Annotated in this window: 23 protein-coding genes; 10 read left to right on the top strand and 13 right to left on the bottom strand. The window is 61.1% G+C overall.

Annotation, left to right across the window (positions count from 1 at the left end):
- The first annotated feature begins 8 nt into the window (after positions 1-8).
- Together btpA and NW812_RS08230 are read left to right on the top strand one after the other, a co-directional pair.
- Positions 9-899, top strand: a complete 891-nt coding sequence (gene btpA / locus NW812_RS08235; protein WP_414395922.1) for a photosystem I biogenesis protein BtpA — start codon at positions 9-11, stop codon at positions 897-899.
- Between the two features lie 19 nt (positions 900-918).
- The gene (locus NW812_RS08230) at positions 919-2,007 is read left to right on the top strand and encodes a diguanylate cyclase (protein ID WP_414395771.1); all 1,089 of its coding nucleotides are present in this window, start codon (positions 919-921) and stop codon (positions 2,005-2,007) included.
- A gap of 6 nt (positions 2,008-2,013) precedes the next feature.
- Here NW812_RS08230 and NW812_RS08225 read toward each other — a convergent pair whose 3' ends face one another.
- From NW812_RS08225 to NW812_RS08200, 6 genes are all read right to left on the bottom strand, one after another.
- Entirely contained in the window at positions 2,014-3,639 is a 1,626-nt protein-coding gene (locus NW812_RS08225; protein WP_414395769.1) for a peptide chain release factor 3, read from the bottom strand.
- 55 nt (positions 3,640-3,694) lie between these two features.
- Complete coding sequence (locus NW812_RS08220) at positions 3,695-4,879, bottom strand: pyridoxal phosphate-dependent aminotransferase (protein ID WP_414395767.1); 1,185 nt, start codon at positions 4,877-4,879, stop codon at positions 3,695-3,697.
- Between the two features lie 42 nt (positions 4,880-4,921).
- Positions 4,922-5,482 carry a hypothetical protein gene (locus NW812_RS08215; RefSeq protein WP_414395766.1) on the bottom strand — a complete coding sequence of 187 codons (561 nt, stop codon included), beginning with the start codon at positions 5,480-5,482 and terminating at the stop codon, positions 4,922-4,924.
- Between the two features lie 88 nt (positions 5,483-5,570).
- On the bottom strand, positions 5,571-6,230 hold the full coding sequence (locus NW812_RS08210; protein WP_414395764.1) for a DUF2232 domain-containing protein: 660 nt from the start codon (positions 6,228-6,230) through the stop codon (positions 5,571-5,573).
- A gap of 36 nt (positions 6,231-6,266) precedes the next feature.
- Positions 6,267-6,551 (bottom strand): RNA-binding S4 domain-containing protein, encoded by a 285-nt coding sequence (locus NW812_RS08205; RefSeq protein ID WP_414395762.1) that lies wholly within the window; start codon positions 6,549-6,551, stop codon positions 6,267-6,269.
- A gap of 63 nt (positions 6,552-6,614) precedes the next feature.
- Complete coding sequence (locus NW812_RS08200; protein ID WP_414395760.1) at positions 6,615-7,673, bottom strand: serine hydrolase; 1,059 nt, start codon at positions 7,671-7,673, stop codon at positions 6,615-6,617.
- A 352-nt stretch (positions 7,674-8,025) separates the two neighbouring features.
- Here NW812_RS08200 and NW812_RS08195 point away from each other — a divergent pair, with 352 nt between their 5' ends.
- From NW812_RS08195 to NW812_RS08185, 3 genes are read left to right on the top strand one after another with little or no spacing between them, the layout of a single operon-like run.
- Positions 8,026-8,163, top strand: a complete 138-nt coding sequence (locus tag NW812_RS08195; RefSeq protein ID WP_414362608.1) for a hypothetical protein — start codon at positions 8,026-8,028, stop codon at positions 8,161-8,163.
- A gap of 1 nt (position 8,164) precedes the next feature.
- The gene (gene mutY / locus NW812_RS08190) at positions 8,165-9,346 is read left to right on the top strand and encodes an A/G-specific adenine glycosylase (protein ID WP_414395758.1); all 1,182 of its coding nucleotides are present in this window, start codon (positions 8,165-8,167) and stop codon (positions 9,344-9,346) included.
- Positions 9,347-9,374: 28 nt separating this feature from the next.
- Positions 9,375-9,650: a hypothetical protein gene (locus NW812_RS08185; protein ID WP_414395756.1), complete on the top strand. Its 276-nt coding sequence runs from the start codon at positions 9,375-9,377 to the stop codon at positions 9,648-9,650.
- A gap of 25 nt (positions 9,651-9,675) precedes the next feature.
- On the opposite strand, the gene folD is transcribed toward NW812_RS08185, so the two are convergent.
- The 3 genes from folD to xseA all read right to left on the bottom strand — a co-directional run bounded on the left by folD (position 9,676) and on the right by xseA (position 12,161).
- Positions 9,676-10,545 (bottom strand): bifunctional methylenetetrahydrofolate dehydrogenase/methenyltetrahydrofolate cyclohydrolase FolD, encoded by an 870-nt coding sequence (gene folD / locus NW812_RS08180; RefSeq protein WP_414395754.1) that lies wholly within the window; start codon positions 10,543-10,545, stop codon positions 9,676-9,678.
- A gap of 106 nt (positions 10,546-10,651) precedes the next feature.
- A complete protein-coding gene (gene xseB / locus NW812_RS08175; protein ID WP_414395752.1) occupies positions 10,652-10,891 on the bottom strand; it encodes an exodeoxyribonuclease VII small subunit in 240 nt (79 codons plus the stop codon).
- Complete coding sequence (xseA, locus tag NW812_RS08170) at positions 10,872-12,161, bottom strand: exodeoxyribonuclease VII large subunit (protein WP_414395750.1); 1,290 nt, start codon at positions 12,159-12,161, stop codon at positions 10,872-10,874. The genes xseB and xseA overlap by 20 nt, the downstream gene beginning before the upstream one ends.
- 73 nt (positions 12,162-12,234) lie before the next feature.
- Between xseA and NW812_RS08165 the strand changes: the two genes are divergently transcribed.
- From NW812_RS08165 to mraY, 5 genes are all read left to right on the top strand, one after another.
- Positions 12,235-13,386, top strand: coding sequence for an AI-2E family transporter (locus NW812_RS08165; protein ID WP_414395748.1), 1,152 nt, complete (start codon positions 12,235-12,237; stop codon positions 13,384-13,386).
- A gap of 88 nt (positions 13,387-13,474) precedes the next feature.
- Entirely contained in the window at positions 13,475-13,849 is a 375-nt protein-coding gene (locus NW812_RS08160) for a DUF1257 domain-containing protein (protein WP_414395746.1), read from the top strand.
- An 18-nt stretch (positions 13,850-13,867) separates the two neighbouring features.
- Entirely contained in the window at positions 13,868-14,971 is a 1,104-nt protein-coding gene (locus NW812_RS08155; protein ID WP_414395744.1) for a pentapeptide repeat-containing protein, read from the top strand.
- 99 nt (positions 14,972-15,070) lie between these two features.
- Positions 15,071-17,446, top strand: a complete 2,376-nt coding sequence (locus NW812_RS08150) for a phosphoketolase (RefSeq protein ID WP_414395742.1) — start codon at positions 15,071-15,073, stop codon at positions 17,444-17,446.
- A 95-nt stretch (positions 17,447-17,541) separates the two neighbouring features.
- Positions 17,542-18,618 carry a phospho-N-acetylmuramoyl-pentapeptide-transferase gene (mraY, locus tag NW812_RS08145; protein WP_414395740.1) on the top strand — a complete coding sequence of 359 codons (1,077 nt, stop codon included), beginning with the start codon at positions 17,542-17,544 and terminating at the stop codon, positions 18,616-18,618.
- A 6-nt stretch (positions 18,619-18,624) separates the two neighbouring features.
- On the opposite strand, the gene NW812_RS08140 is transcribed toward mraY, so the two are convergent.
- From NW812_RS08140 to NW812_RS08125, 4 genes are all read right to left on the bottom strand, one after another.
- On the bottom strand, positions 18,625-19,155 hold the full coding sequence (locus NW812_RS08140) for a hypothetical protein (protein ID WP_414395738.1): 531 nt from the start codon (positions 19,153-19,155) through the stop codon (positions 18,625-18,627).
- A 143-nt stretch (positions 19,156-19,298) separates the two neighbouring features.
- Complete coding sequence (locus NW812_RS08135; protein ID WP_414395737.1) at positions 19,299-19,916, bottom strand: Npun_F5749 family FMN-dependent PPOX-type flavoprotein; 618 nt, start codon at positions 19,914-19,916, stop codon at positions 19,299-19,301.
- A 49-nt stretch (positions 19,917-19,965) separates the two neighbouring features.
- Positions 19,966-21,183 carry a GNAT family N-acetyltransferase gene (locus NW812_RS08130; protein WP_414395735.1) on the bottom strand — a complete coding sequence of 406 codons (1,218 nt, stop codon included), beginning with the start codon at positions 21,181-21,183 and terminating at the stop codon, positions 19,966-19,968.
- Between the two features lie 102 nt (positions 21,184-21,285).
- Positions 21,286-21,939: a DUF3386 domain-containing protein gene (locus NW812_RS08125; RefSeq protein ID WP_414395733.1), complete on the bottom strand. Its 654-nt coding sequence runs from the start codon at positions 21,937-21,939 to the stop codon at positions 21,286-21,288.
- Positions 21,940-22,254 lie beyond the last annotated feature (315 nt).

Genomic DNA, 22,254 nt, shown 5'->3' with positions numbered 1-22,254 from the left:
GCCTGCCGGTGAGCCTGCTGCAACACCTTTTCAAAACTTCCCATCCCGTGATCGGAGTGGTCCATCTGTTGCCGCTGCCCACCTCCCCCCGTTGGGGCGGCAACCTGGAGCAGGTTATTGCCCAAGCGGAACAGGCCGCCACGGCCTTGGCTGCAGGGGGCGTTCACGGGATCCTGGTCGAGAACTTCTACGATGCCCCTTTTGCCAAGGATCAGGTAGACGCGGCGGTGGTGAGCGCCATGACGGTGGTTGTCCAGCGGATTAAGACGTTGGTCTCCCTGCCCATCGGGATCAACGTCCTGCGCAACGATGGCTGTAGCGCTCTAGCCATTGCCGCCTGTGTGGGGGCGCAGTTTATCCGCGTCAACATCCTCTGCGGGGCAATGGTGACCGACCAGGGCCTCATCGAGGGGAATGCCTACCGCTTGCTGCGCTACCGCCGCGAGCTAGGGGCCCAAGACATTAAAATCTTCGCCGATGTGCTGGTGAAGCACGCCCAGCCTCTCGGCCCCATTAGCCTTGAGGCGGCTATCCTGGATACAGTGGAGCGAGGTCTTGCCGATGCCATCATTGTCTCCGGCGAGGCGACCGGCAAGCCGCCTCTTTTGGAAGATCTCAAGCTAGCCCGCCAAGTTGCTCCTCAGGTACCCCTTCTCATTGGCTCAGGGGCCACCGCTGAGAACATCGGCACCCTCATCCAGCACGCCGATGGAGTGATCGTGGCCAGTTCCCTCAAGCGGCTGGCTCGTTCTGGGGGTACGCTGACAGGCCATGCAGAGCTTTTCCCCCTCATTGACCCCATTCGGGTGCGGGAATTTGTAGAGGCGTTGCAGCAGGCGGTAGGGGAGGGCCCCCCTGCCTCTACCTACTTAGCCACCCCTACTTCTAGTTGTAGCTAGACTTTGGGGGTTTCTCCCCATGCTGCCGTCTGACTACAGGGGCGGGGATTCTTCTAGTCCAGTACCTGAGTCCCTGGAGGAGAAGGCGTGGAGCCAGCTTAAGGATCAGGTTCCCCGCCTTTGGGTCGTCGACGACGATTCGGTGACTCGCTGCTTCGTGGGCGGGGTTCTCAAAGCCTGTGGCTACCAGGTGGAAACCTGGGAAGATGGCCAGATGGCCTGGGAGCAGCTGCAGGCGCTCGACGAAAGCCAGTGGCCGGATGTGGTGATCTGCGATTGGGTGATGCCCAAGCTGTCAGGGCTGGATTTTTGTCGCCGTCTCAAGGGATCCACCGCTGGCCAGTTTGTCTACTTCATTTTCCTCACGGCCCGCTCTGAACTCAAGGATTGCCTTCAGGGGTTGGAGGCGGGGGCAGATGAGTTTATCGCCAAGCCGGTGGCTCCTGAGGAACTGCGGGCACGGGTGCAGGCAGGGCTGCGTTTACAGCGGCTTGTCCAAGCTTTGGCTCAGGCCAACCGCCAACTGCAAGCCCGCAACGAGCTGTTGGAGTCTCTGGCTTTGACGGATCCCTTGACTGGAGCCTTGAACCGCCGCGCCCTTGACCAGGCACTGCCCCGTTTGCTGCAGCAGGTGGGGCCGCAAGGGAAAGCCCGCTACCGCTACCTCTGCCTATTGATGCTGGATGTGGATCACTTCAAGCAGATCAACGACACCTACGGCCACTTCATCGGCGACTGCGTTCTCCAGGCCATTGTTGAACGGCTGCAGCAGCACCTCCGCCCCTCCAGCCTGCTCTACCGCTACGGCGGGGAGGAATTTGTCTGCGTTACCCCTGGTCTAAGCCCCTCGCGCTGTCAACGGTATGCTGAGTCGCTGCGCCAGGCTATCGCCAGCCGTCCCGTTGAGGTTTCGCCCCGTCGCAGCCTGCCCGTAACCATTAGCATTGGCGGGGTCGTGATTAGCGAAGATCACCCTCTGCCGCCAGAGGTTGCCCTCCAGCAAGCCGATGAGGCCCTCTACCAAGCCAAACGGGCAGGACGCAACCGGCTGCAGCTTTTCTGGCCACCAGCACCCTTTTCGGGGAATACGTCGGAGGAGGTCCTCTGAGGGGCTTTACGGGCTGCTGTTAGCTTCTAGGCTGAGATCGGCAGTGGGAGCAATTTTGCTGAGCTTAATCTTGGGATTGCTACTGACAAATTGCTGCAGAGTCCATTCATTCTTAAAGAGCAGAACCGGCCTATCCTGAACATCCTTGACAATCAGAGTGTTAAACAGACTGGGAAGATCCCGAAGGGCCTCCCAGCCGTTTTCTACCCAGCGAGCCAGCGTGTAGGGCAGCATCTCCAGGCGGGTTTCAACGTTGTATTCATGTTCCAGGCGGTACTGCAGCACCTCAAACTGCAACTGGCCCACCGCGGCCACGATTGGATCCCGTTTGGATTCGTCAAGGGAGTACATAATTTGCACCGCCCCTTCTTCCCGCAGCTCTGACACCCCTTTCTGAAACTGTTTAAATTTGGAGGGGTTGGGATTTTTGAGATAGGCAAAAAGCTCCGGGGAAAAGCTTGGGATCCCGACGTAGCGCAGCTTTGGGCCAGTGTAGAGCGTATCCCCAATTGTAAAGAGGCCAGGGTTATTTAGGCCAATCACATCCCCAGGGTAAGCTTCGTCAATGGAGATGCGCTCTTGAGCAAACAATTTCTGGGGGTAGGATAGGCGGATTGGGCGGTTGAGGCGGGCATGGTTGACCACCATGTCTTTCTCGAACTTGCCGGAGCAGATGCGCACAAAAGCAATGCGATCCCGGTGGCGGGGATCCATATTGGCCTGCAGCTTAAAGACAAAGCCCGTGAACTCAGGATACTCTGGAGAAATCAGCCCAGCCGTACTTTCGTGGGGCATTGGCGGCAGGGAGTACTCCAAAAACGCATTGAGAAACAGCTCCACTCCAAAATTGGTCATGGCGCTGCCGAAAAAGACAGGAGTTTGTTTCCCAGCATGAACCTGTTTGAGATCCAAACTGGGCATAAGGCCATCCAGGATCTCCAATTCTTCCTTAAATCGGTAGTAGAGATCTTTTTCGATTAGGTCTTCCACTTGGGGATCCCCGAGTTTAATAACTGTATCTTTGACTCGTAGCCGTCCCCCTGAGACTCGCTCAAAGAAGTGAAACTCCTGGGTGCGTCGGTCAAACAAAGCTGTGAAGCGCTCCCCTGAGCCAATAGGCCAGGTAACAGGATAGGGCTTAAGGCCCAGCTCGCTCTCGATTTCGTCCATGAGCTCGAGGGGATCCCGGCTGGGGCGATCCATCTTGTTGATGAAGGTAAAAATCGGCAGCCGCCGCATTTGACAGACTTCAAACAACTTGCGGGTTTGGGGTTCTAGCCCTTTGCCGGCATCTTCTAGCATCACGGCGTTGTCCACTGCCGCCAGGGTTCGGTAGGTGTCTTCGCTAAAGTCCTGGTGGCCGGGGGTATCGAGGAGGTTGAGGCGAAAGTTGCGATAGTCAAATTGGAGCACCGTCGAGGTGATGGAGATACCCCGCTGTCTTTCCAGTTCCATCCAGTCGGAGGTAACCCGCTTTTGAGCGCGGCGGGCCTTCACGGCTCCAGCCTCCTGAATGGCTCCTCCGTACAGCAACAGCTTTTCCGTAAGGGTGGTCTTTCCAGCATCGGGGTGGGAGATGATGGCAAAAGTGCGCCGCTGCTGGATGGCTTTGGCCAGGTCTACTTCCTTCATCGTCAAGAAGCTCCTCTAGGTCAACCAGGGCGCTGGCAGCATCCAGTTTCCCGCCTTAGAGGGAGGAGAGAAAGCGGTGCAGTCGCTCCAGACCTTTTTCCAGGGTGACGCGGTCGGCGGCGTAGGAGAGGCGAATACAGTGATCGGCTCCGAAGGCCACCCCTGGCACGGCAGCCACATGGTGCTCTTTGAGCAGCCGTTGGCAGAACTCCACCGAGCTCAAGCCGGTCTGGCTGATGTTGAGAAAGATGTAAAATGCGCCCTCTGGCTCTGGACAGCTTACCTTTGGCAGGGTGCGGATCCCCTCCAGCATCAGATCCCGCCGCCGCCAGAACTCTTGGCGCATCTTTTCTACCGCTGGCGCTGAAAGGGGGCTGGTGAGGGCCTCTAGGGCACCGTATTGGGCAAAGGTGCAGACGTTGGAGGTGCTGTGGCTTTGCAGGCTGATGGCCGCCTCGACGATGGGCTTTGGCCCTGCCAAGTAACCGATGCGCCAGCCGGTCATGGCATAAGCTTTGGCAAAGCCGCTGCTAAGGATAGTGCGCGGCAGCAGCTCTGGAGAGAGGGATCCCAGGCTGAGGTGGCGAGCTTCGCCGTAGACGAGCTTCTCGTAGATCTCGTCGCAGACCACGTAGAGATGGGGAACTGAGAGGATCACCTCCGCCAGCGCCTCCAGCTCGTGCCGGTGATAGACGGCGCCGGTGGGGTTGGCTGGCGAGTTAAGAATGAGCAACTTGCTGCGGGGGGTGAGGGCCTGACGTAGCTGGTCGGCAGTGAGCTTGAAGCCCTGGGCCTCTTGGGTCTGAACCCGCACCACTTGAGCGCCTGCCAGAGCCACCATTTCGGGATAGCTGACCCAGTAGGGGACGGGCAGGATGACCTCATCCCCTGGATCCAGCAGCACCATGGCCAGGTTAAACAGGGTTTGCTTGCCGCCGTTGCTAATCAAGATCTGCTCGGGGCTATAGTCCAGGCCGTTTTCCCGACGCAGCTTGTCAGCTACCGCCTGGCGCAAGGCGGGGATCCCAGCGGTGGGGCCGTAGCGGGTTTTGCCTTCCTGCAAGGCGCGAATGGCAGCCGCCCGAATATGTTCAGGGGTGTCAAAGTCCGGCTCGCCGGCGCTCAGGATACAGACGTCCAGACCCTCTGCCTGCATGGCTTTGGCCAGGGCCGAGATCGACAGCGTTGCCGAAGGGGAAAGGCGGGCAACCCGTTGGGACAAGCCAGCAGCAGACACCATCAGTTGGGGATCCTGAGGTACAGTTGGGCTAGTTCTCAGCACCTAGGCTACGGCTGTCAAGAGGCGGCTGCCATCCACCAGCAGCAGCTTGTGACCTTCCCGCTCCGCCAGCAGATCCCAGAACTCCCCCGCTGTAGCCCCTGGCAAAAACCCTTCCAGGCGTAGCCGCAGGGGGGGAAATTGTTTGCTCCCCTGAGGCTTGCGCCGCACTGCTACCCAGATGTAGCCTTCGTGGGGCTCGACAACGCCGCGAATGTTAAAGCCTTCCTCCGCATCTTCAGGGGCAGGCAAAAAAGGCTCATCTTCTGCCGCTGGGTCTTGCTCCTCCTCTGGCAGAGCCAGGATGCGGATGACGCTCAGGCCCAGAGTGCCCCCCGAGCGCGGCTGGGGCTGCACGTAGTACCAGTAGGTGCGGCCGCTCTCAATACAGTGGGTAAAAGGGCGCAGCAGCCCGGCGCGGCCAGGGGTGGCCGGGTACTCCACGCCATCGCTGGCAACCAGCGTCGCCTGGGCATAGGTCTTCGGGATTGGCTTCAGGGATCCCTTAATCAAGCCCAGCGCGCGGAACTGGTAGGGGTGGGCAGGGGGGGGAATAGGGTTCATAGGGCCTAGGCAACGAAGGCAGAGCCTCTAGGTCTTAATCTAACTTTACTCTTACGGCGATAGCCTCCCCAAGAAGTATAGGAGGCTGCTAGTCCAGCAAAAATTGCACCCACTTTGGCGGCGGTGGCAGCGGACAGCGGAAGTGCTCCATGACCAAGGCTGCCACCAAATGCACAGTAAATGCATAGACAAGGGAGTTAAAGGCAATAAACCCTATGACCACCACCTGAACCATCCAAGGTTCCGCCACCCAGTACAGGCCGAATCGGCCCAGAGACACGTCCAGCAGCCAGTTGGTCAGGCCAGTGAGCTGGATGGTGAGATAGATCCAGAGGTTTTCTCCCAGCAGCAGCGAGGAGAGCAGCAATTGGAAAACCAGACCAAAAGTGCTGAGGGCAGCGCCGCTGACCACCGAGAGATACCAGGAGAGGCGTTGCCGCCACAGGCAGGCACACCAATAGCCTAGAAGGCCGTAGGGAATGACATAGAGGATACTGCGGGTAGGCCCCATCAGCACCGTCAGCAGCAAGGCGGAGACCCCCAGCGCCATGGCCCCAGTGTGGGGATCCCAGCGCATCACGGCCAGTGCCACCGGGATAGGGAAAAACAGGCGCATAAGCGGGGCCAGCGGCGTGTAGCTCAAGATCCAGATCAAAGCGGCAGTGCTGGCCAAGAAAGCCGTCTCCACCACCCTCAACGCAGGAGAAGGGGGTGGCGAGGGGGGTAAAGGGGGAGAATCACCCTGCACAGGAGGCTCAGCTAGGAAAAGACAACTGTTCCCAGCTTAGGCCAGCAGTGGCCGAGTTGGCGGAGTGGGATCTTGGCGCCAGGCGCAAGCTCTGGCACCCTCCCAGCGCACCTGCCAAACTTGGCCTGCCACCGCCACTGCATCCCCTGGGCGCAACTTGCGCCCCCGCCGGGTTTCCACCTCGCCGTTGACGCGCACCTGCCCCGCCTGGATGAGCTGCTTAGCCCGCCCGCCGGTGGGGACAACTCCCGTCAGCTTGAGAAATTGACCCAGCTTAATGTAGGGATCTCCCCCTCCAGAAGCTCGAGCTGTTGTGGCCATAGCGTTCTTGCTCGTCGGCTAATTCCATTCTCAGGCGCTCTGCTGGCAAGGTGCTGAGATGGCCTAGGGCTGCAAAGCTGAGGTTGCCGGAGCTTCTACAGTCGACCAGAACTCGTAGGCGGCCTGGGAGAGTTTGGCAATCAGCTCCTCCGCTCTGGGATCGTTGGGGGTTTCCCGCTTCACCCACACCGCTGCTATGTAACGCCGCCCGTTGGGCAGATCGAGGATCCCGGCATCTCCGACCACCGAGCTGAGGGTTCCCGTCTTGTGGGCAATGCGCACTTCTGGGTCTAGGCCAGGGCGAAAGTAGGAGGGCCGCTGCGTGCGCCAGAGGATGTCCAAAAAGCGGTCGCGGCTGCGACGGCTAAGCAGGCGCCCCTGCTCCACTTGGCTGAGCAGCCAGACCATATCGCGCGGGCTACTGGTGTTGGCGCCCTCTAGATCTGGCAGCCATTGGGAGATCTGCGTGTGTTGCAGCCCCCACTGGCGAAACTTTTGGTTGAGGGCTTCTCGACCGCCCAGGCGATCCAGGATCAAGTTGGCGGCGAAGTTATCGCTGACGGTGCTCATGAGGGTGGCTGCCTCAAGAGCAGAGACCTGGGATCCCAGAGGACGGGTTTGCAAAAGGCCAGCTCCCCCCCCCTTGAGCTCTTTCCGCAGCGTCAGCTTTTCCTCTAGCCGCACCTGCCCAGTTTCCACTGCCTGCAAAAAGGCTAGGAGAATCGGGATCTTGAGGACACTAGCAGCAGGAAAAACCTGATCCGGCCTCACCCCCGCAAAGGCGCCAGTTTCCACCTCCCAAAACAAGGCTCCCACTGTTAGGCCCGGCTGGTCGGCCAGGGCCGCTAAGCGCTCCTGCAAAGCAGGGATTTCCTCTCCTTTGAGGAAGTCTGTGGGCAAGGCAGGGGGGGGATCCCCAGATCCTGCTGCCACCTGCTCTGTCTGGGGAGGGGCGGTGGATTGCAGCAGGCGCGACAGGCCAGCCATCGTCAGACCCAAAATTAGGCTGAAGCCCAAGCCCCTGAGCAGCACCTCCTTAAAAGCCCTGGGCCGGCGTAGGCGAGAGGGACGAGTTGCCCGTTGGCGCACTCGGGCAAGGGCCTTTTGGCGAGAAAGGCGCAAGAGGGATCCCGCAGCAGGTAGCAGACGCTCAGAAGCAAGGTGTTGATGAGGCCCTGCCTGCCGGGATCTTTCTGGAGCTGAGCTGCTGATTCTTCCCTCCCTTCCTCTAGCCATGCCTGCCCCAACGCCACTCTTTTGGCCAATAATGGCAACTTGCCTCCGGAACCTCAGTTTAGCTGGGAAAGCATCCCCTGGCCAACTCAGCCATAGCAGAGGGACAACCTGCCCTGCTGTAGAGGAAGCAGATTCGGAGGGGGGCTGGTTGGCTATCCTGAAAGTAGGCTTTTGGGAAGAACTTTCCAGCTCCTGCGCTTGGTTCCCCACCCCACCGCTGGAGCTGGGGGAGGCGACGATGGCTAACTACAACCGCGGCATTATGCAGTTCAAGGGGGCGGATAGCCCCATTGTGGTGCTGATCTCGGCCAGCGTTGTGGCGGGGGTCGTCTCGGCCTTGATCTGGTGGGCCCTGCACTTTGCCTACGCAGCTTGAGATGCCATCTCTGCAACCCGGGGAGGTGGAGGTAGAGGCGGCAACCGTCGACGGGCAACGGCTGGGCTGGGAAGAGGCAGTTCAGCAGCGCCTGAGGCGTTCTTTGCTGCAGTGGTACCGCAAGGAAGGCCGGGATCTGCCCTGGCGGCGCACCCGAGATCCCTACGCCATCTGGGTAGCGGAAGTGATGCTGCAACAGACCCAGGTGGCTACCGTGATCCCCTACTTTCAGCGCTGGATGGAGGCTTTGCCCGGGATCCCCGACTTGGCGGCAGCCTCCCAAGAGCAGGTGCTGAAATTGTGGGAAGGCCTGGGCTACTACCGGCGGGCGCTAAATCTGCACAAAGCCGCTCAAATCCTGATGCGGGAACATGGAGGGCAGTTTCCCCGCGATCTGCAGCAGGTGCTGGCGCTGCCAGGGATCGGGCGCACAACGGCTGGGGGCATTCTCAGTGCTGCCTTTGACCTACCCCTGCCGATTTTGGAGGGGAACGTCAAGCGGGTGTTGGCTCGCCTGGTGGCTTTGCCCCAGCCACCAAGTCGCTGCCTGCCTCTCCTGTGGCGGCTTTCGCAGCAATTACTGGATCCCGAGCAGCCGCGCACCTTTAACCAGGCTCTGATGGACTTGGGCGCTACTGTCTGCCGGCCCAGGCGGCCTCGCTGTGGTCAGTGCCCTTGGCAGGCCGATTGCGCCGCTTACCATCGAGGTCAACAGCACCACCTGCCTATGGCTGAACCCCGTCCCTTGCGCCCTCACAAACAGATTGCGGTGGCCATTGTCCTGCGGGAGAACGAGATCCTCATCGATCGGCGCCCGGAAAGCTCGATGCTCAGCGGCCTGTGGGAGTTCCCCGGTGGCAAGATCGAGCCGGGAGAAACCCCTGCGGAGTGTGTGGTGCGGGAAGTGAAAGAGGAAGTGGGCATTGACATCGCAGTGGTAGCGCCGCTAGCCACCGTTGAGCATGCCTACACCCATTTCACCATCACCCTCATGGCTTTTATCTGCCGCTATTTGGGCGGAGAAGCTCAGCCTTTACAATGCAGTGAAGTCCGCTGGGTCAAACCGGCAGAGCTGTCGCAGTTTCCTTTTCCAGCAGCTAACCAAAAGCTATTTCCCTACCTGTACACTTGGCTAGAAGAACACGAGCTTTACGTGGAGCCCAGAAGATCTTCGCTGGGATGATACCTAATTGCTGCAGTGAGGCGCGGATATGCTGGTCACTTTGGAGAAAGCAGGGGAGATTCTCGCCAAGGGATCCCATACGGCCATTCCGACCACCGATGGCAAGGTCGCTCTGGTGCCCAAGGGAAAAGAAGACCTCAAGCTAACAGCTGCCGAAGCCATTAACTTGATGTTTTACGTCGTTCGCTCCACTGAGCCTCCGGAAAAGGTGATGGTGCAACTGCAGGAAGCTGTGGCCAAAGCACAAGCCCCCGATCCCGCCGAAGAGCGCGCCAGACGATATCGGGAAATCCGCGGCGTCTAGCCGGAGGGGGCGCACGCATTTTGGCCTAGAGGCGGCTGCGCAGTTTGTAGCTCTCCAGGGTGTTGGCCAGCAGCATGGTTACCGTCATTGGCCCCACGCCACCCGGCACGGGTGTGATGGCAGCAGCCCGCTCTTTGACTGCCTCGTAGTCCACATCTCCCACCAACTGCTCCGACCCGTCAGGGCCTTGGATGCGGTTAATGCCTACATCGACAACCACGGCCCCTGGCTTTACCATTTCTGCCTTGAGCAGGCGGGGACGCCCCACCGCCATGACCACAATGTCGGCACTGCGGGTTACTTCGGCCAAGTTGGGTGTGCGGGAGTGGGCCACGGTAACTGTGGCGTCGGCGGCCAACAGCATCAAGCTCAAAGGCTTGCCCACCAGAAGGCTGCGGCCGACCACCACCGCTTTTCGTCCGGCAACCGGGATCCCTTCTGCCTCCAGCAGGCGCATCACGCCTAATGGGGTACAACTGCGCAGGCCGGGCTCGCCGCGCACCAGCCGGCCCAGGTTGAGGGGGTGGAGGCCGTCCACGTCCTTGGCAGGATCGATGGCTAGAAGAGGCGGGATGGGATCCCAGGCAGGGGGCAGCGGCAGTTGCACCAGGATGCCATCGACGCGCTCGTCCTGGTTGAGTTGGGCAATGGTGTCGAGCAGATGGGCGGGGGAGTCCTGGGCGGAAAAATGGCGACCAAAGGAGGCGATGCCCACCCGCTCACAGGCCCGCTCTTTGCCGCGCACGTAGGCAGCACTGGCGGGATCCTCTCCAACTCGCAGCACTGCCAACCCTGGGGGGCGCCCCACCCGCGGGAGCCAAGCTTGCACTTGGGCAGCCATCTCGGCTTGCAGGCGAGCAGCTAAGGCTTTGCCATCCAAGATCTTGGCAGCCATGGAGGGCGCCCCGCGAGGTCTTGACAACTTGACTATCTTCAGGAGCTCAGCTCCCTTCGTCAAGCCTTGCTGCCGTCGAGAACCAGCAGCACGGGCATTGATGTCCCTAGAACTCGCGCAGCTCTTCTTCGTCGTCGGGCCCTAGCTGCTCAATGATGATCTCCACCTGCTGCCGTTTTTCCTCCAAAAACTCGGCACAGCGCTTTAGAGTTTGGGCGGCCTGCTGGAAGCGCTCCACCACCTCCTCCAGATCCAGCTCCCCCGATTCAATCTGGGCAATCAAACTTTCCACTTCGGCAATGGCTGCCTCGTAGCGCCAGGGATCCTCACGTTTGCGGCGGCTCATGGCTCTCCTCCACTCGAACCCAGAAGCTTCCCCCGGCCAGCTCTATGCGCAGGCGAGTCTGAGGCGGCAGGCAGGGGTTGCGGACGAGAGATCCCCGCTCGTCGCGCACGAGGGCGTAGCCCCGCCGGAGGACGGCGGCGGGATCGAGGGCTTGGAGGTGCTGCTGGAGAGCTTGGTGGCGCTGTTGCTGCTCTTGAAGGCGATGGCGCACGGCCTGAACTAGGCGCTGTTGCCGTTGCAGCAGGTGCTTCTGGGCCTGGTGCAGCAGCCGCTCGGGATGAATTTGGAGCAGACGGTGGTGGGCATGGTGCAGGCGCTCCTGGGCCTTCTCTAAAACCTGCAGGGTGCAGGTGACCAGCCGCTGCCGGAGCTGGGATCCCTGGCGCTGCAATTCCCGCAGATCCGGCACAACCCGTTCGGCTGCCGCTGTGGGGGTGTGGGCCGCATAGTCAGCGGCGTAGTCCGCCAAGGTCTCATCCCGCTGGTGGCCGATCCCAGTTACCACCGGAATGCGGCATTCGGCAATGGCCCGCACCACCCGTTCATCGTTAAAGCAGGCCAAATCCTCGCCGGCTCCGCCTCCTCGGGCAATCAGCAGCACCTCCGCCCGCCCATCCCGTTCCACCCGGCGAATGGCCCGCACAATGGACTCAGGGGCCGCTTCCCCTTGCACTTGAGCTGGCGAAAACAGCACCCGCAGCCCCGGGTAGCGCTGGTTGAGGGTGCGGCGGATATCTCCCCAGCCGGCGGCGTCGGGAGAGCTGACGACGGCAATGCACTGAGGGTGGGTGGGCAGGGGCCGCTGGTTGTCGAACAGGCCCTCGGCGGCCAGGCGGGCCTTGAGCTGCTGGAATCTCCACGCCAGGAGGCCTTCCCCTGCTGGCAGCAGTTGCCAGATGACCAGGCGGTAGTAGCTGCCGCCGCTGTAGATGCCAACTTGCCCCAGCGCCAGCACCTGTTGACCCACTTTTGGCCAGAAGCTGAGCCGGGCCGTCTGACTTTGCCACACAACCCCCCTGAGGACGTCGCCGCTTTCTGGATCCACCAGGGTCAGGAACAGGTGGCCCGTGTGGTTGCGCTGACAACTTGAGACTTCCCCAACCACCCACAGCCGGGTCAAGTAGGGATCCCCGCCCAGCAGCGACTTGAGGTAGCGGGACACCCCCCCAACCGAGAGGAGGGGAACTTCCTCGCCCAGCAGGGACTCTATCACCTCCTCCAGGTTACTGCGGTTAGCCAGAGCCCTTGCTTGTGGATCGGGATTCGGCATACGCAGCTCCCGAATACCGCTGGGAATGTCCGAGACCCCATCTAGAATAGGCGACGACAAACCAAGGGAGGAGGTGGCTACGGTGACTTTTGCCCATTGGCTGGGGCTGGGGGTGCTGCTGGGCCTGTTGGCGCTGCTCTGGCAGATTCGACAGATCCTGCTGCTGGTGTTTGCAGCCATCGTCCTGGCAGTAGCCTTGGATACTCTAGCCCAGATTCCCCAGCGCTACGGCTTTCGCCGCGGCCCCTCCCTTCTCATCACGGGCTTGACGGTTTTGGTGGGCGCGGTCTTGGTGGGGCTCATCGTGGTGCCGCCTCTACTGGAGCAGTTGCGCCGGCTGTTGACCGACGTGGTGCCTGCGGGGATTGTGCAGGCGCAGCGGCTGTTTGAGAGCCTAATCCTCTTGCTGCCGACCGACCTTGAGCTGCCGACGCTGCGGGAGTTGGCCAATAGTCTTGTGCCCCAGGCCACCGAATTGGTGCGCCAGGTGCGCGACTTTTTCTCCCAGTCCTTCACTGCTTTCTTTGCCACCCTGCTCAACTTCTTGTTTGTGCTCATCCTCACCATCTTGCTGCTGGTGGATCCCCCGGCCTACAGCCGCGCCTTTGTTTCCGTTTTCCCGGCCTTCTACCGCCCCCGCGTTCGCTACATCCTCAAGCGCTGCGAGCTGGTGCTGCGGGGCTGGCTGGTGGGGATCTTGTTTACCAGCACCTTGGTGATGGTGCTAAGCGGCATTGGCCTCTGGATTTTGGGTGTGCCCCTGATCCTAGCCAACGCGGTGCTAGCGGGCCTGTTTAACTTCATCCCCAACATTGGCCCCACCCTGAGCGTGGTTGCCCCAATGCTGGTGGCCCTCACCGACGCCCCCTGGAAGTCCCTAGCAGTGCTAGGGCTGTACATCTTCATCCAGCAGCTTGAAAGCAGCGTCTTTACCCCGCTTGTCATGTCGCGCCAGGTGTCGCTTTTGCCCGCCTTGACGCTGATAGCTCAAATCACCTCGGCCTTTTTCTTCGGGGTGCTGGGCCTATTCTTGGCCGTGCCCTTGGCGGCCATCCTGCAGGTGTGGATCCAGGAGGTGCTGATTCGAGATGTGCTGGATCCCTGGCGAGGCCCGCGAGCCCGCCCCTTGCTCCTGTCTGAGCTGGGAAGGGATGGGAGCTCGCCCTCCCGGCAGCCGGAGAGAACAGATCCCAAGCTGCTCCCCCCCTCGGGCGGAGAGGTTTAAAGCGTCAAGCTCCTTAACATTTGTCCTAGAACCGCAAAAGCGCTCCTATAGTGAGGATCCCCCTCTCCGTGTTGGGATGGGAAGCGCCATGTCCCACTTCACCACCCTGCAAGTGCAGATTAAAGATGCCGAGCTGCTGGAAGAAACCCTGAAGGAATTGGGCTACAGCGTGGAGCGGAACGCCAGCCTGCGGGGCTACCTCTGGAACCGCACCCACGCCGACTTGGTGATCCGGCAAAAGAACGGCTTCGACATTGGCTTTCGCCGCAAGGGGGATCACTACGAGCTGGTGGCCGATCTCTGGGGAGCCGGCATCGATCCCCAGACGTTCCTAGCGCCGATTTTGCAGCGCTACGCCTACAAAAGCCTGCTGCGCTCGGCCCAGCAACAGGGCTATGCCATCGAGGCGGAAGAGCGCCTGGAAGATGGCACTATCCGCGTGGTGGTGGGGCGCTGGGTGTAACTGAGCCCACCTCCGCCGATGAACAGCAATCCTCAGCCAGCGGTGGGGTCTAGCCCTCGCCCTTGGGATCTGGTGTTGGGAGGACAAGCTGCCGCCAGCGGTGCCCCGCCTTACGCCTTGGTCTTAGGGGGTCTTGAGGGGGCGCGGCGGCGGCTCACTCGGGGTGAGGAGGCGGTGCGTCTAGCCACCTTGCCCCAGTTGCTGCAGTACGGGCCGGCAGGTCTAGCGGAGCTAGTAGCAGCCCTGGCCGGCAACAGCTCCTGGGCGGTGCGCTTGGCAGCATGGCGGCTGCTCTCCCAGCTCGAGCAACCCGAGGCAGAGGAAGCTTGTCGGACCTACAGCCCCTTTCGGCCGGTGGGAGGAGCACAGGGGGTAATCGCGGCCTATCGGCGCGGGGAGCGAGACTTTGCCTACGCCGACTTGGAGGGAGCGGATCTGCAGGAGGCACGGCTGGGGGGTGCCAACTTCTACGAAGCCAATTTGAGAAAGGCTAACCTGCGCCTTTGCAACTTTAACGGCGCCCACCTGCGCCAAGCGGATCTGCGCCAAGCCAATTTGCAAGGGGCCAAGCTCAGTGGCGCCCTCCTGGAAGGAGCGGATCTGCGGGGAGCCGACCTGAGGGGGGTAAAAGTCAGTGGCACCAGCCTGCGCGGATCCCAGCTTTCAGACGCCACCCACTTGGAGGAGCGGCTGCGCCACATCTGGCAGTTGCAAAACTGGGGGGGAGAGGGGCAGGATCTGGCCGGCCAAGACCTCAGCAAAGCTGACCTGCGGGGGCTGGTGCTGCGGCAAATTTGTCTAAGGGGAGCCAACCTCAAGCGGGCGGATCTGCGCGGATCCAACCTGGAGGAAGCGGATCTGCGGGGGGCCAATTTGCAGCGGACAGATCTCCGGGGGGCCAACTTGCAGAGTGCCGACCTAGAGGGGGCCGATCTCCGCGGCGCCGAGCTGCGCCAGGCCCAGTTGCAGGGAGCTAACTTGCGCCGCGCCGACCTCAGCGGGGCTAATTTGGAGCAAGCCAACCTAGAAGGCGCCCAGATCGAGGGCCTCAAGCATAGCGGCGCCCGGATTGCCGGCCTGATCTTCCCCGACGGCACCCCCCTCAAGCCTTGGTGGTGGTAGGCCGACCCTCCCTCCCAAATCCAAAGGAATCCCAAGATCCCCACGCCCTTCTCCAAACCTAGCTCACCATGGGAGTAGAGATACCTAGGGGGTGGAGCTATGGTTTTGGCAGAACAGCTCTCGAGAAAACCGCTCACCGACGAGGAACTGCGCAAGATCGACGCCTACTGGCGGGCTGCCAACTACTTGTCAGTGGGGCAGATCTACTTGATGGACAATCCGCTGCTGCGGGAGCCCTTGAAGCCAGAACACGTGAAGCCGCGCCTATTGGGGCACTGGGGCACTACTCCAGGGCTGAACTTTATTTACGTGCACCTCAACCGCATCATCAAGCGGGAAAACCTCAACGTCCTCTACATCACCGGCCCCGGCCACGGCGGCCCTGCCCTAGTGGCCAACACCTACTTGGAAGGCACCTACAGCGAGGTGTACCCCAACATCACCCAAGATGTCGAAGGTCTGCGCAAGCTCTTTAAGCAGTTCTCCTTCCCCGGCGGCGTGCCCAGCCATGCGGCTCCGGAAACCCCCGGCTCCATCCACGAGGGGGGAGAACTGGGCTATGCCCTGGCCCATGCCTTTGGGGCTGCCTTTGACAACCCCGATCTGCTGGTGGCCTGTGTGGTAGGGGATGGAGAAGCGGAAACCGGCCCTCTAGCTGCCTCCTGGCACTCCAACAAGTTTCTCAACCCCATCCGCGACGGGGCGGTGCTGCCCATTCTCCACCTCAACGGCTACAAGATTGCCAACCCCACCATCCTGGGCCGCCTCAGCCGCGAAGAGCTGCAAAGCCTGTTTGTGGGCTACGGCTACAAGCCTTACTTCGTGGAGGGCTCCGAGCCGGCAGAAATGCACCAGTTGATGGCCGCCACCCTCGACACCGTTATCCATGAAATTCAAGAAATCCAGCACTATGCCCGCAGCAAGGGGGATCCTACCCGTCCGCAGTGGCCGATGCTTATCCTGCGCACCCCCAAAGGTTGGACTGGCCCCAAAGAGGTGGACGGCAAAAAGGTCGAGGACTTCTGGCGCTCCCACCAGGTACCGCTGGCGGATCTGGCCCAAAAGCCGGAGCACCTCAAGATCCTGGAAGAGTGGCTGCGCAGCTACAGGCCAGAAGAGCTCTTCGACGAAAACGGCCGCCTGCTCCCCGAGCTGCAGGAGCTAGCTCCCAAGGGGGAAAAGCGCATGGGCGCCACTCCCTATGCCAACGGCGGCTTGCTGACGCGGGAGCTGAGGATGCCAGATTTCCGCCGCTACGCCGTAGACGTCCCGCGCCCTGGCACCACGGAAGCCGAGGCCACCAAGGTGCTGGGGCAATTCTTGCGGGATGTGATGAAGCTCAACCCCCACAACTTCCGCCTCTTTGGCCCCGACGAGACGGCTTCCAACCGGCTGGATGCTGTGTTTGAGGCTAGTGACCGCACCTGGGTGGCCCCTATCTACGACTACGACGAGCACCTCTCCCCTGACGGGCGGGTTATGGAGATCCTGAGCGAGCACGTCTGTCAGGGCTGGCTGGAGGGCTACCTGTTGACCGGTCGCCACGGCTTCTTCTCCTGCTACGAGGCCTTCATTCACCTGGTGGACTCGATGTTTAACCAACATGCCAAGTGGCTGAAAACCTCCCGGCACATCCCCTGGCGGCGGCCCATCCCTTCCCTCAACTACCTGCTGACTTCCCACGTGTGGCGGCAGGATCACAACGGCTTCAGCCACCAGGATCCCGGCTTTCTGGATCACGTGGTCAACAAGAAAGCCGATGTTATCCGCGTCTACCTGCCCCCCGATGCCAACACCCTGCTCTCGGTGGCGGATCACTGCCTACGCAGCCGCCACTACGTCAATGTCATCGTGGCGGGGAAACAGCCGGCTCTGCAGTACCTGGACATGGACGCCGCCATCAAGCACTGCACCCAGGGCTTGGGGATCTGGGAGTGGGCCAGCAACGACCAGGGCTCGGAGCCGGATGTGGTCATGGCCTGCTGCGGCGATGTGCCGACGATGGAGACCCTGGCGGCGGTGGACTTCTTGCGGCAGCACCTGCCGGACATCAAGATCCGGGTGGTGAACGTGGTAAACCTGATGAAGCTGCAGCCGCCCAGCGAACATCCCCACGGCATCAGCGACAAGGAGTTTGTCAGCATCTTCACCCCCGACAAGCCCATCGTGTTTGCCTTCCACGGCTACCCTTGGCTGATTCACCGCCTCACCTACCGCCGCCCCAACCACCACAACCTCCACGTGCGCGGCTACAAGGAGGAAGGCACCACCACCACTCCCTTCGACATGTGCGTCCTCAACCAGGTGGATCGCTTTAACCTAGCCAACGATGTATTGGAGCGGGTGGAGCGCTTCAAATACCGACGGGATCACCTCCAGCAGTTGATTCGGGACAAGCTGGTGGAGCACAAGCAGTACATCTGCAAGTACGGCGAGGATCTGCCGGAGGTGCGCAACTGGAAGTGGCCCTACTAGGGGATCCCCCTCTGAGCCGTGGGCAAGCTAGAGTTTTCTTGAGCTCTGCCTGCTAGAGTTTTCCCAAGCTTGGAGATTGAGGGTGTGAGGGGTAGATGGAGGGGGATACCCTTTCCCGGCTGGAGGTGGAGGAGGCGGACTGGGGCGGGGCGGCGATCTCCCTAGTTCTGGGCCTAGCGCTCTCGGCCTTGGTGATGGGAAGCCAGCCCCAGGTGCTTCTTCCCTTTGGGCTGAGCGTGCTGGGATCGGCGGTGCTGGGATCCCTGCTTCTTCCGCTCTTGCGGCGCTGGAAGGCAGGGCAGGTCATCCGCGAGGAGGGACCCCAGTCCCACTACAAAAAAGCGGGCACGCCAACCATGGGCGGCCTTAGCTTTTTGCCGGTGGGGCTGCTGGTAGCCGGAAGCTGGAGCGGCTGGGATCCCCAGTGGTTGGCGGTGGCCCTCCTGACCCTGGCCTACACCTTGGTTGGCTGGCTGGACGATTGGCTGGTCATCCGGCAGCGCTCCAACAAGGGGTTGCCCCCCAAAGCGAAGCTTTTGCTCCAGGTGGGGATTGGCCTGGTTTTTTGCGGCTACTTGGCCTGGCAAGGGATCCCAACGGTTCTCACGCTTCCGGGAATAGGCTCCCTCCCCCTAGGCGGGCTGTTTTGGCCGCTGGCTTTGTTTGTGCTGGTGGGCACCAACAACGCCGTCAACCTTGCCGACGGCATGGACGGCCTGGCCGCAGGGGTGGTGGCCCTTGTCCTGGCAGGGCTGGGGCTGACGGCAACGGATCCCGTTTTGGCGCTCGTGGCCTTTGCCTTGAGCGGCGCCTGTCTGGGCTTTCTGGTGCACAACCACCATCGGGCCCGCCTGTTTATGGGAGATACCGGCTCCCTAGGCCTGGGGGGCGCTCTGGCGGGGTTGGCGCTGCTGGGAGATCAGCTCTGGGCTCTGGCCTGGATGGGCGGGATATTGGTGGCGGAGGCGCTGTCGGTAATCCTACAGGTAGGCTACTTCCAATACACCAAACGCAAAACCGGCCAAGGCCAACGGCTGCTGCGCATGTCTCCTCTCCACCACCACCTGGAGTTGGGGGGCTGGTCGGAGGTGCAGGTGGTGGGGTGCTTCTACGGGCTAACAGCGCTATTGGTGGGGGTGGGCTGGCTCTGCTGGCAGGGGTCTGGAGGGTGAGCCTCTCTAGGGCTGCAAGATCATCGACCAGGAGCCGCTTGCCTCATCCCAAAAAGGCGCCAGCGACTCTCCCACCACATTTGGCCCCCAGTAGCGGCGGGTTCCATCTAGGGTAAAAGCCACCACAACATCGCCGGGGCCAATCTGCAGCGGCTCCTCCCCTAAGCTCAGCAGCAAACCCTGGCTGCCTCCTTCGCCAGGGGCAAAATCCCAGTGAGCCGTTTCGGGGTTGGTCAGCCGACTGCTGCTGCGCAACAAGATCACTAAGCGAATGGGGTGGGGAGTGCGGTTGCCAACCCGAAAGGGACCGGTGCGAGCGGAGGTGGGGGAAACCGATTTCGAGGTTAGGACAGAGGTCCCCCCCTGCCTAGACGAACTGGGCGGGGATGTGGCAATTAGGGGAGCTGCGATCCCCCTAGGAACAGCCAGACTCCAAGCCAGGGCAGCAGCCAAGCCCAAGGATCCCCGCCGTACGCTAGCCGGCAATGACCTGCCGGCCACTTGGGCAAAGCGCTTTGAGAGGGCGGAAATGGCCATCAGAATTCCTGCCAGCAGGAAGGCTAGGTGTCGGATGGAGAGCGCTACCTCCCCAACTGCTCTCGGGCGGCGTTGCCCTAGGGGGTAGCACGTCTATTCTCTTCCTATTCTCTCGGAAAGCGAGAGGAAAAACAGCTCCCCTGCTAGGGATTGACCGCTCGACATTGCCATCCCTGCGGGCTGCGCTCATAGAGGGTTCGCCGTTGGGGGTAAATTGCATCCCCCCTGAGCTGCAGGTGATCCACCTCCGTTGGATCCAACAGCAGGAGGACAAAAGTGGGCGGCGGCGAAGAGGCCTTTTCGGGGGTTAGCTCGGCAACAAAGGCCTCTGGTGGAGCAAGAGGACCTTTGGGTTCTGGCCAAAACCAGAGCAGCCGTCCTTCTTCTGGGATTTGTTGCCACAACTGTTGCCGCTGCTGCTGCGCTTGCGGATCCGGATGGCCAGCGGTGATGGCTTCCAGGGTGCCGGCGATGCGGAATTGCTCGCGCGTTTTGGCAAAGTACCAGCAGATCTGGGCCAGGGGACAGTGGGCAATCTGGTGGATCTTCTCGCTGCGGCTGTCCACCGCCAACTGGATGCGGTCGGTCTCGCCCAAGAACCCCCGGAAGACCACTGTGCGGTTGCGCGGCCGCCCGCAGGGATCCACCGTGGCCAACTGCAAATAGCGTGCAGCCGGGTCGCTGCGGTTGCGGTGCAAGGCCGCTTGGAGCTTTGCTCGCCAGGAGGGATCCCCGGCTGGGCTATCCTTCAACTTGTCCATAGAGGTTCGCAGATGCCCGCCAAGCAAGACTTAACCGCCAGGGGGGAGCCTACCCTTGCGGATCCCTGGACTGCCCTGGCCCGGCGTTGGGATCCAGCGCAGGGGGATGAAAGCGGTGCTCCGGCCAGCCCTCCGCTGCCCCCTCAAACCGCTCTGGCACCGGCTGTTTCATTGGCAGTTTTTGGAACACTAGACTGAGATACTCGCTGTACCACGGCGAGCGGACTTCCCGCACCTTGTACCACACCGAGCGTGACATCAACAGCGTCCGCTCCACCTCCTGGGCTCCCAGCTTAAGCAAGAACTCTTCCCGTTCCGGCTGGTAATCGGTGGAGGCCAACGCCAAAGCCTGCGGCGGATAGGCTTGGGTGAGCTGGGCCATCTTGGCCATGAGCTCTGGGTAGAGCCAGGTGTAGGCGGGGTGAACCGTAAGCTTGGCCACGTGCGGCTGCTGCCCCGTCCGATCCAGCTTGAGGTTGAAATAGCCGATGGCGGTTCTCCGCTCGGGCTCATAGACACACATCTCCAGCCGTTCGGTTTGGCTGACGGCACACCTGGCCTGCTCCAGAAGCCACTCCAGGGGGCTAGTGCGGAAGTCGCCCACGTTGCGGTCGTACACCTGGCGCACCGTGGCCGGCATGGATCCCGTATCCAGTTGGTAGATGGCGTAGGCATCTCGGTTAGTCACCGGCACCAGGTTGGGCAGCTTGGGCTCGTGTTGGCTGAGGGCGGCCAGGATCTCGGGCGGGATCGACCAGTAGGTAATCTGGGCTAGGGGCTGGAAGCCATTGTGCCGGTAGAGGGCTATCGCCCCCTTGTTGTGGATGTTCACCTCCAGAATCCAGGTGCGGGCCTCGCGAAAGTGCTCCATGCAGTGTTTGAGCAACTTAGACCCAATTCCCTGACGCTGGGCCGAAGGCGCCACCGCAATGTGATCCACCCGCCAGGTGCTGCGGGAATGGTTAAAGGGAGAAACCTGAATAACCCCCTGGATTTTGCCCTCCAGCTCCGCCACATGCACGGTAAACATGTGCTGGAAGCGGTTGGGAAACAGGCTTAGGGCTCTTAGAAGCCCGTACCACTGGCGCAGCCTCCGCAGTTGGCGACGAATGTCTACCGAGCGACTGCCATACTCTTCTTCAAAAGCTTGCGCCAAAATCTCCTCCACCGCCTCCAGATCCCCCAGTTGGGCCGGGCGGAGAATCAGCTTGGGAGCCTCGCTGGGGGCTTCGGAATCTGGAGTAGGTTTTACCGTTGTCCTGTCCATGTTAAAGTTCCGGGGGGAACATTCAAAGCATAGCCCAGAATCCTCCTTCTTCTAGGGAGGTTGTTGCGGCCCCGAAAAAATTTTTTGTGGTCGCTTGGCCAGTTAGGCGCTGGCATCGAGCAACGCAAAGTTGCTGAAGCTAAAGCGCTTCTCAACAACACCAGCTTCCGTCTCGGTTTGAATGCGCCGCTCGGAGAGGATGTAGTACTTGCCCACTTTGGTGTAGAGGTCTTCAAATTGGCTGCGCCCACCCTTTTGCTCACCGGTCTTGGCGTCGTGGTAGACAGAGTCGTAGCGGTGGGAGAGGTAGCCTTCGCCGGTGTCGTGGCTGCTGAAGGTGTGAATGGTAACCACCACGCCGTGAATGTGCCGATGCACCATGGTGATTTGGTTGTCGCGCACGTGGTAGCGATCCCCCTCGGCTTTGCCTCCCACGAGGATCTCCACCGAGCCATCGGGCAGGATTTGGCCGTAGCGAAACGTGTTTTGGCCGTGGGCTTCGGCAAAGCTGCGGCGCACCCGGTGGACAGAAATCTCCCACATCTGCTCTTGGATGGCTTTCCGAGCTTCCTCATCTTCCACACCGGTTACCGTGGCTTTCAGGTCTGCCCCCAGGCGCACCTGACCCACAAACATGCGCTCTCCATCCCAGTAGGTGACCTCTGCGCTATAGCCCGGAAAGTCGGGATCCCAGGTGTAGCGATTTTCGTAGGCAGCCCGAAACAGTTCTTCTGCAGAAACGCGAGTTGCGGTCATCAGGGATCTCCTTCTTGCAAGAAATTCTCATCACTCTCCATTGTACCGCTCTCCCCTGTTGGGCTAAACCCAGCCGCCCGCGCTGGGAGCCTGCATTCAGGGAAGTGGCTTAGCGAATCCTCCTCTGCCACTATAGGGTAGAAGCAGGGCTGTAGGAACTTCTCTTCCTTCCTCACTCCCGGTTTGGGCCTGCTAGTTTAGCCGCTGCTGTGATCCCCAGAGTATTCTCTGAAGTGCCTACCTTTTCTTTTGTGTGAGGAGGAAGATTGAAAGACTTTGACAATCGCGGCAACAGAGCGTCCTCTCGCATTGACC

Source organism: Synechococcus sp. O70.2 (assembly GCF_047462135.1).
Lineage (GTDB): Bacteria > Cyanobacteriota > Cyanobacteriia > Thermostichales > Thermostichaceae > Thermostichus.
This window is presented reverse-complemented; position numbering and strand designations above follow the sequence as displayed.

What these genes read in the sequence shown, in the direction of transcription:
- NW812_RS08215 (WP_414395766.1), bottom strand. Translation starts at nt 5,482, where the DNA reads ATGAACCCTATTCCCCCCCCTGCCCACCCCTACCAGTTCCGCGCGCTG.
- NW812_RS08195 (WP_414362608.1), top strand. Translation starts at nt 8,026, where the DNA reads ATGGCTAACTACAACCGCGGCATTATGCAGTTCAAGGGGGCGGATAGC.
- NW812_RS08140 (WP_414395738.1), bottom strand. Translation starts at nt 19,155, where the DNA reads ATGGCCATTTCCGCCCTCTCAAAGCGCTTTGCCCAAGTGGCCGGCAGG.
- NW812_RS08160 (WP_414395746.1), top strand. Translation starts at nt 13,475, where the DNA reads ATGTCCCACTTCACCACCCTGCAAGTGCAGATTAAAGATGCCGAGCTG.
- NW812_RS08155 (WP_414395744.1), top strand. Translation starts at nt 13,868, where the DNA reads ATGAACAGCAATCCTCAGCCAGCGGTGGGGTCTAGCCCTCGCCCTTGG.
- NW812_RS08150 (WP_414395742.1), top strand. Translation starts at nt 15,071, where the DNA reads ATGGTTTTGGCAGAACAGCTCTCGAGAAAACCGCTCACCGACGAGGAA.
- xseB (WP_414395752.1), bottom strand. Translation starts at nt 10,891, where the DNA reads ATGAGCCGCCGCAAACGTGAGGATCCCTGGCGCTACGAGGCAGCCATT.
- NW812_RS08185 (WP_414395756.1), top strand. Translation starts at nt 9,375, where the DNA reads ATGCTGGTCACTTTGGAGAAAGCAGGGGAGATTCTCGCCAAGGGATCC.
- NW812_RS08135 (WP_414395737.1), bottom strand. Translation starts at nt 19,916, where the DNA reads ATGGACAAGTTGAAGGATAGCCCAGCCGGGGATCCCTCCTGGCGAGCA.
- NW812_RS08230 (WP_414395771.1), top strand. Translation starts at nt 919, where the DNA reads ATGCTGCCGTCTGACTACAGGGGCGGGGATTCTTCTAGTCCAGTACCT.
- mraY (WP_414395740.1), top strand. Translation starts at nt 17,542, where the DNA reads ATGGAGGGGGATACCCTTTCCCGGCTGGAGGTGGAGGAGGCGGACTGG.
- NW812_RS08205 (WP_414395762.1), bottom strand. Translation starts at nt 6,551, where the DNA reads ATGGCCACAACAGCTCGAGCTTCTGGAGGGGGAGATCCCTACATTAAG.
- mutY (WP_414395758.1), top strand. Translation starts at nt 8,165, where the DNA reads ATGCCATCTCTGCAACCCGGGGAGGTGGAGGTAGAGGCGGCAACCGTC.
- NW812_RS08225 (WP_414395769.1), bottom strand. Translation starts at nt 3,639, where the DNA reads ATGAAGGAAGTAGACCTGGCCAAAGCCATCCAGCAGCGGCGCACTTTT.
- xseA (WP_414395750.1), bottom strand. Translation starts at nt 12,161, where the DNA reads ATGCCGAATCCCGATCCACAAGCAAGGGCTCTGGCTAACCGCAGTAAC.
- NW812_RS08220 (WP_414395767.1), bottom strand. Translation starts at nt 4,879, where the DNA reads ATGGTGTCTGCTGCTGGCTTGTCCCAACGGGTTGCCCGCCTTTCCCCT.
- NW812_RS08130 (WP_414395735.1), bottom strand. Translation starts at nt 21,183, where the DNA reads ATGGACAGGACAACGGTAAAACCTACTCCAGATTCCGAAGCCCCCAGC.
- NW812_RS08125 (WP_414395733.1), bottom strand. Translation starts at nt 21,939, where the DNA reads ATGACCGCAACTCGCGTTTCTGCAGAAGAACTGTTTCGGGCTGCCTAC.
- folD (WP_414395754.1), bottom strand. Translation starts at nt 10,545, where the DNA reads ATGGCTGCCAAGATCTTGGATGGCAAAGCCTTAGCTGCTCGCCTGCAA.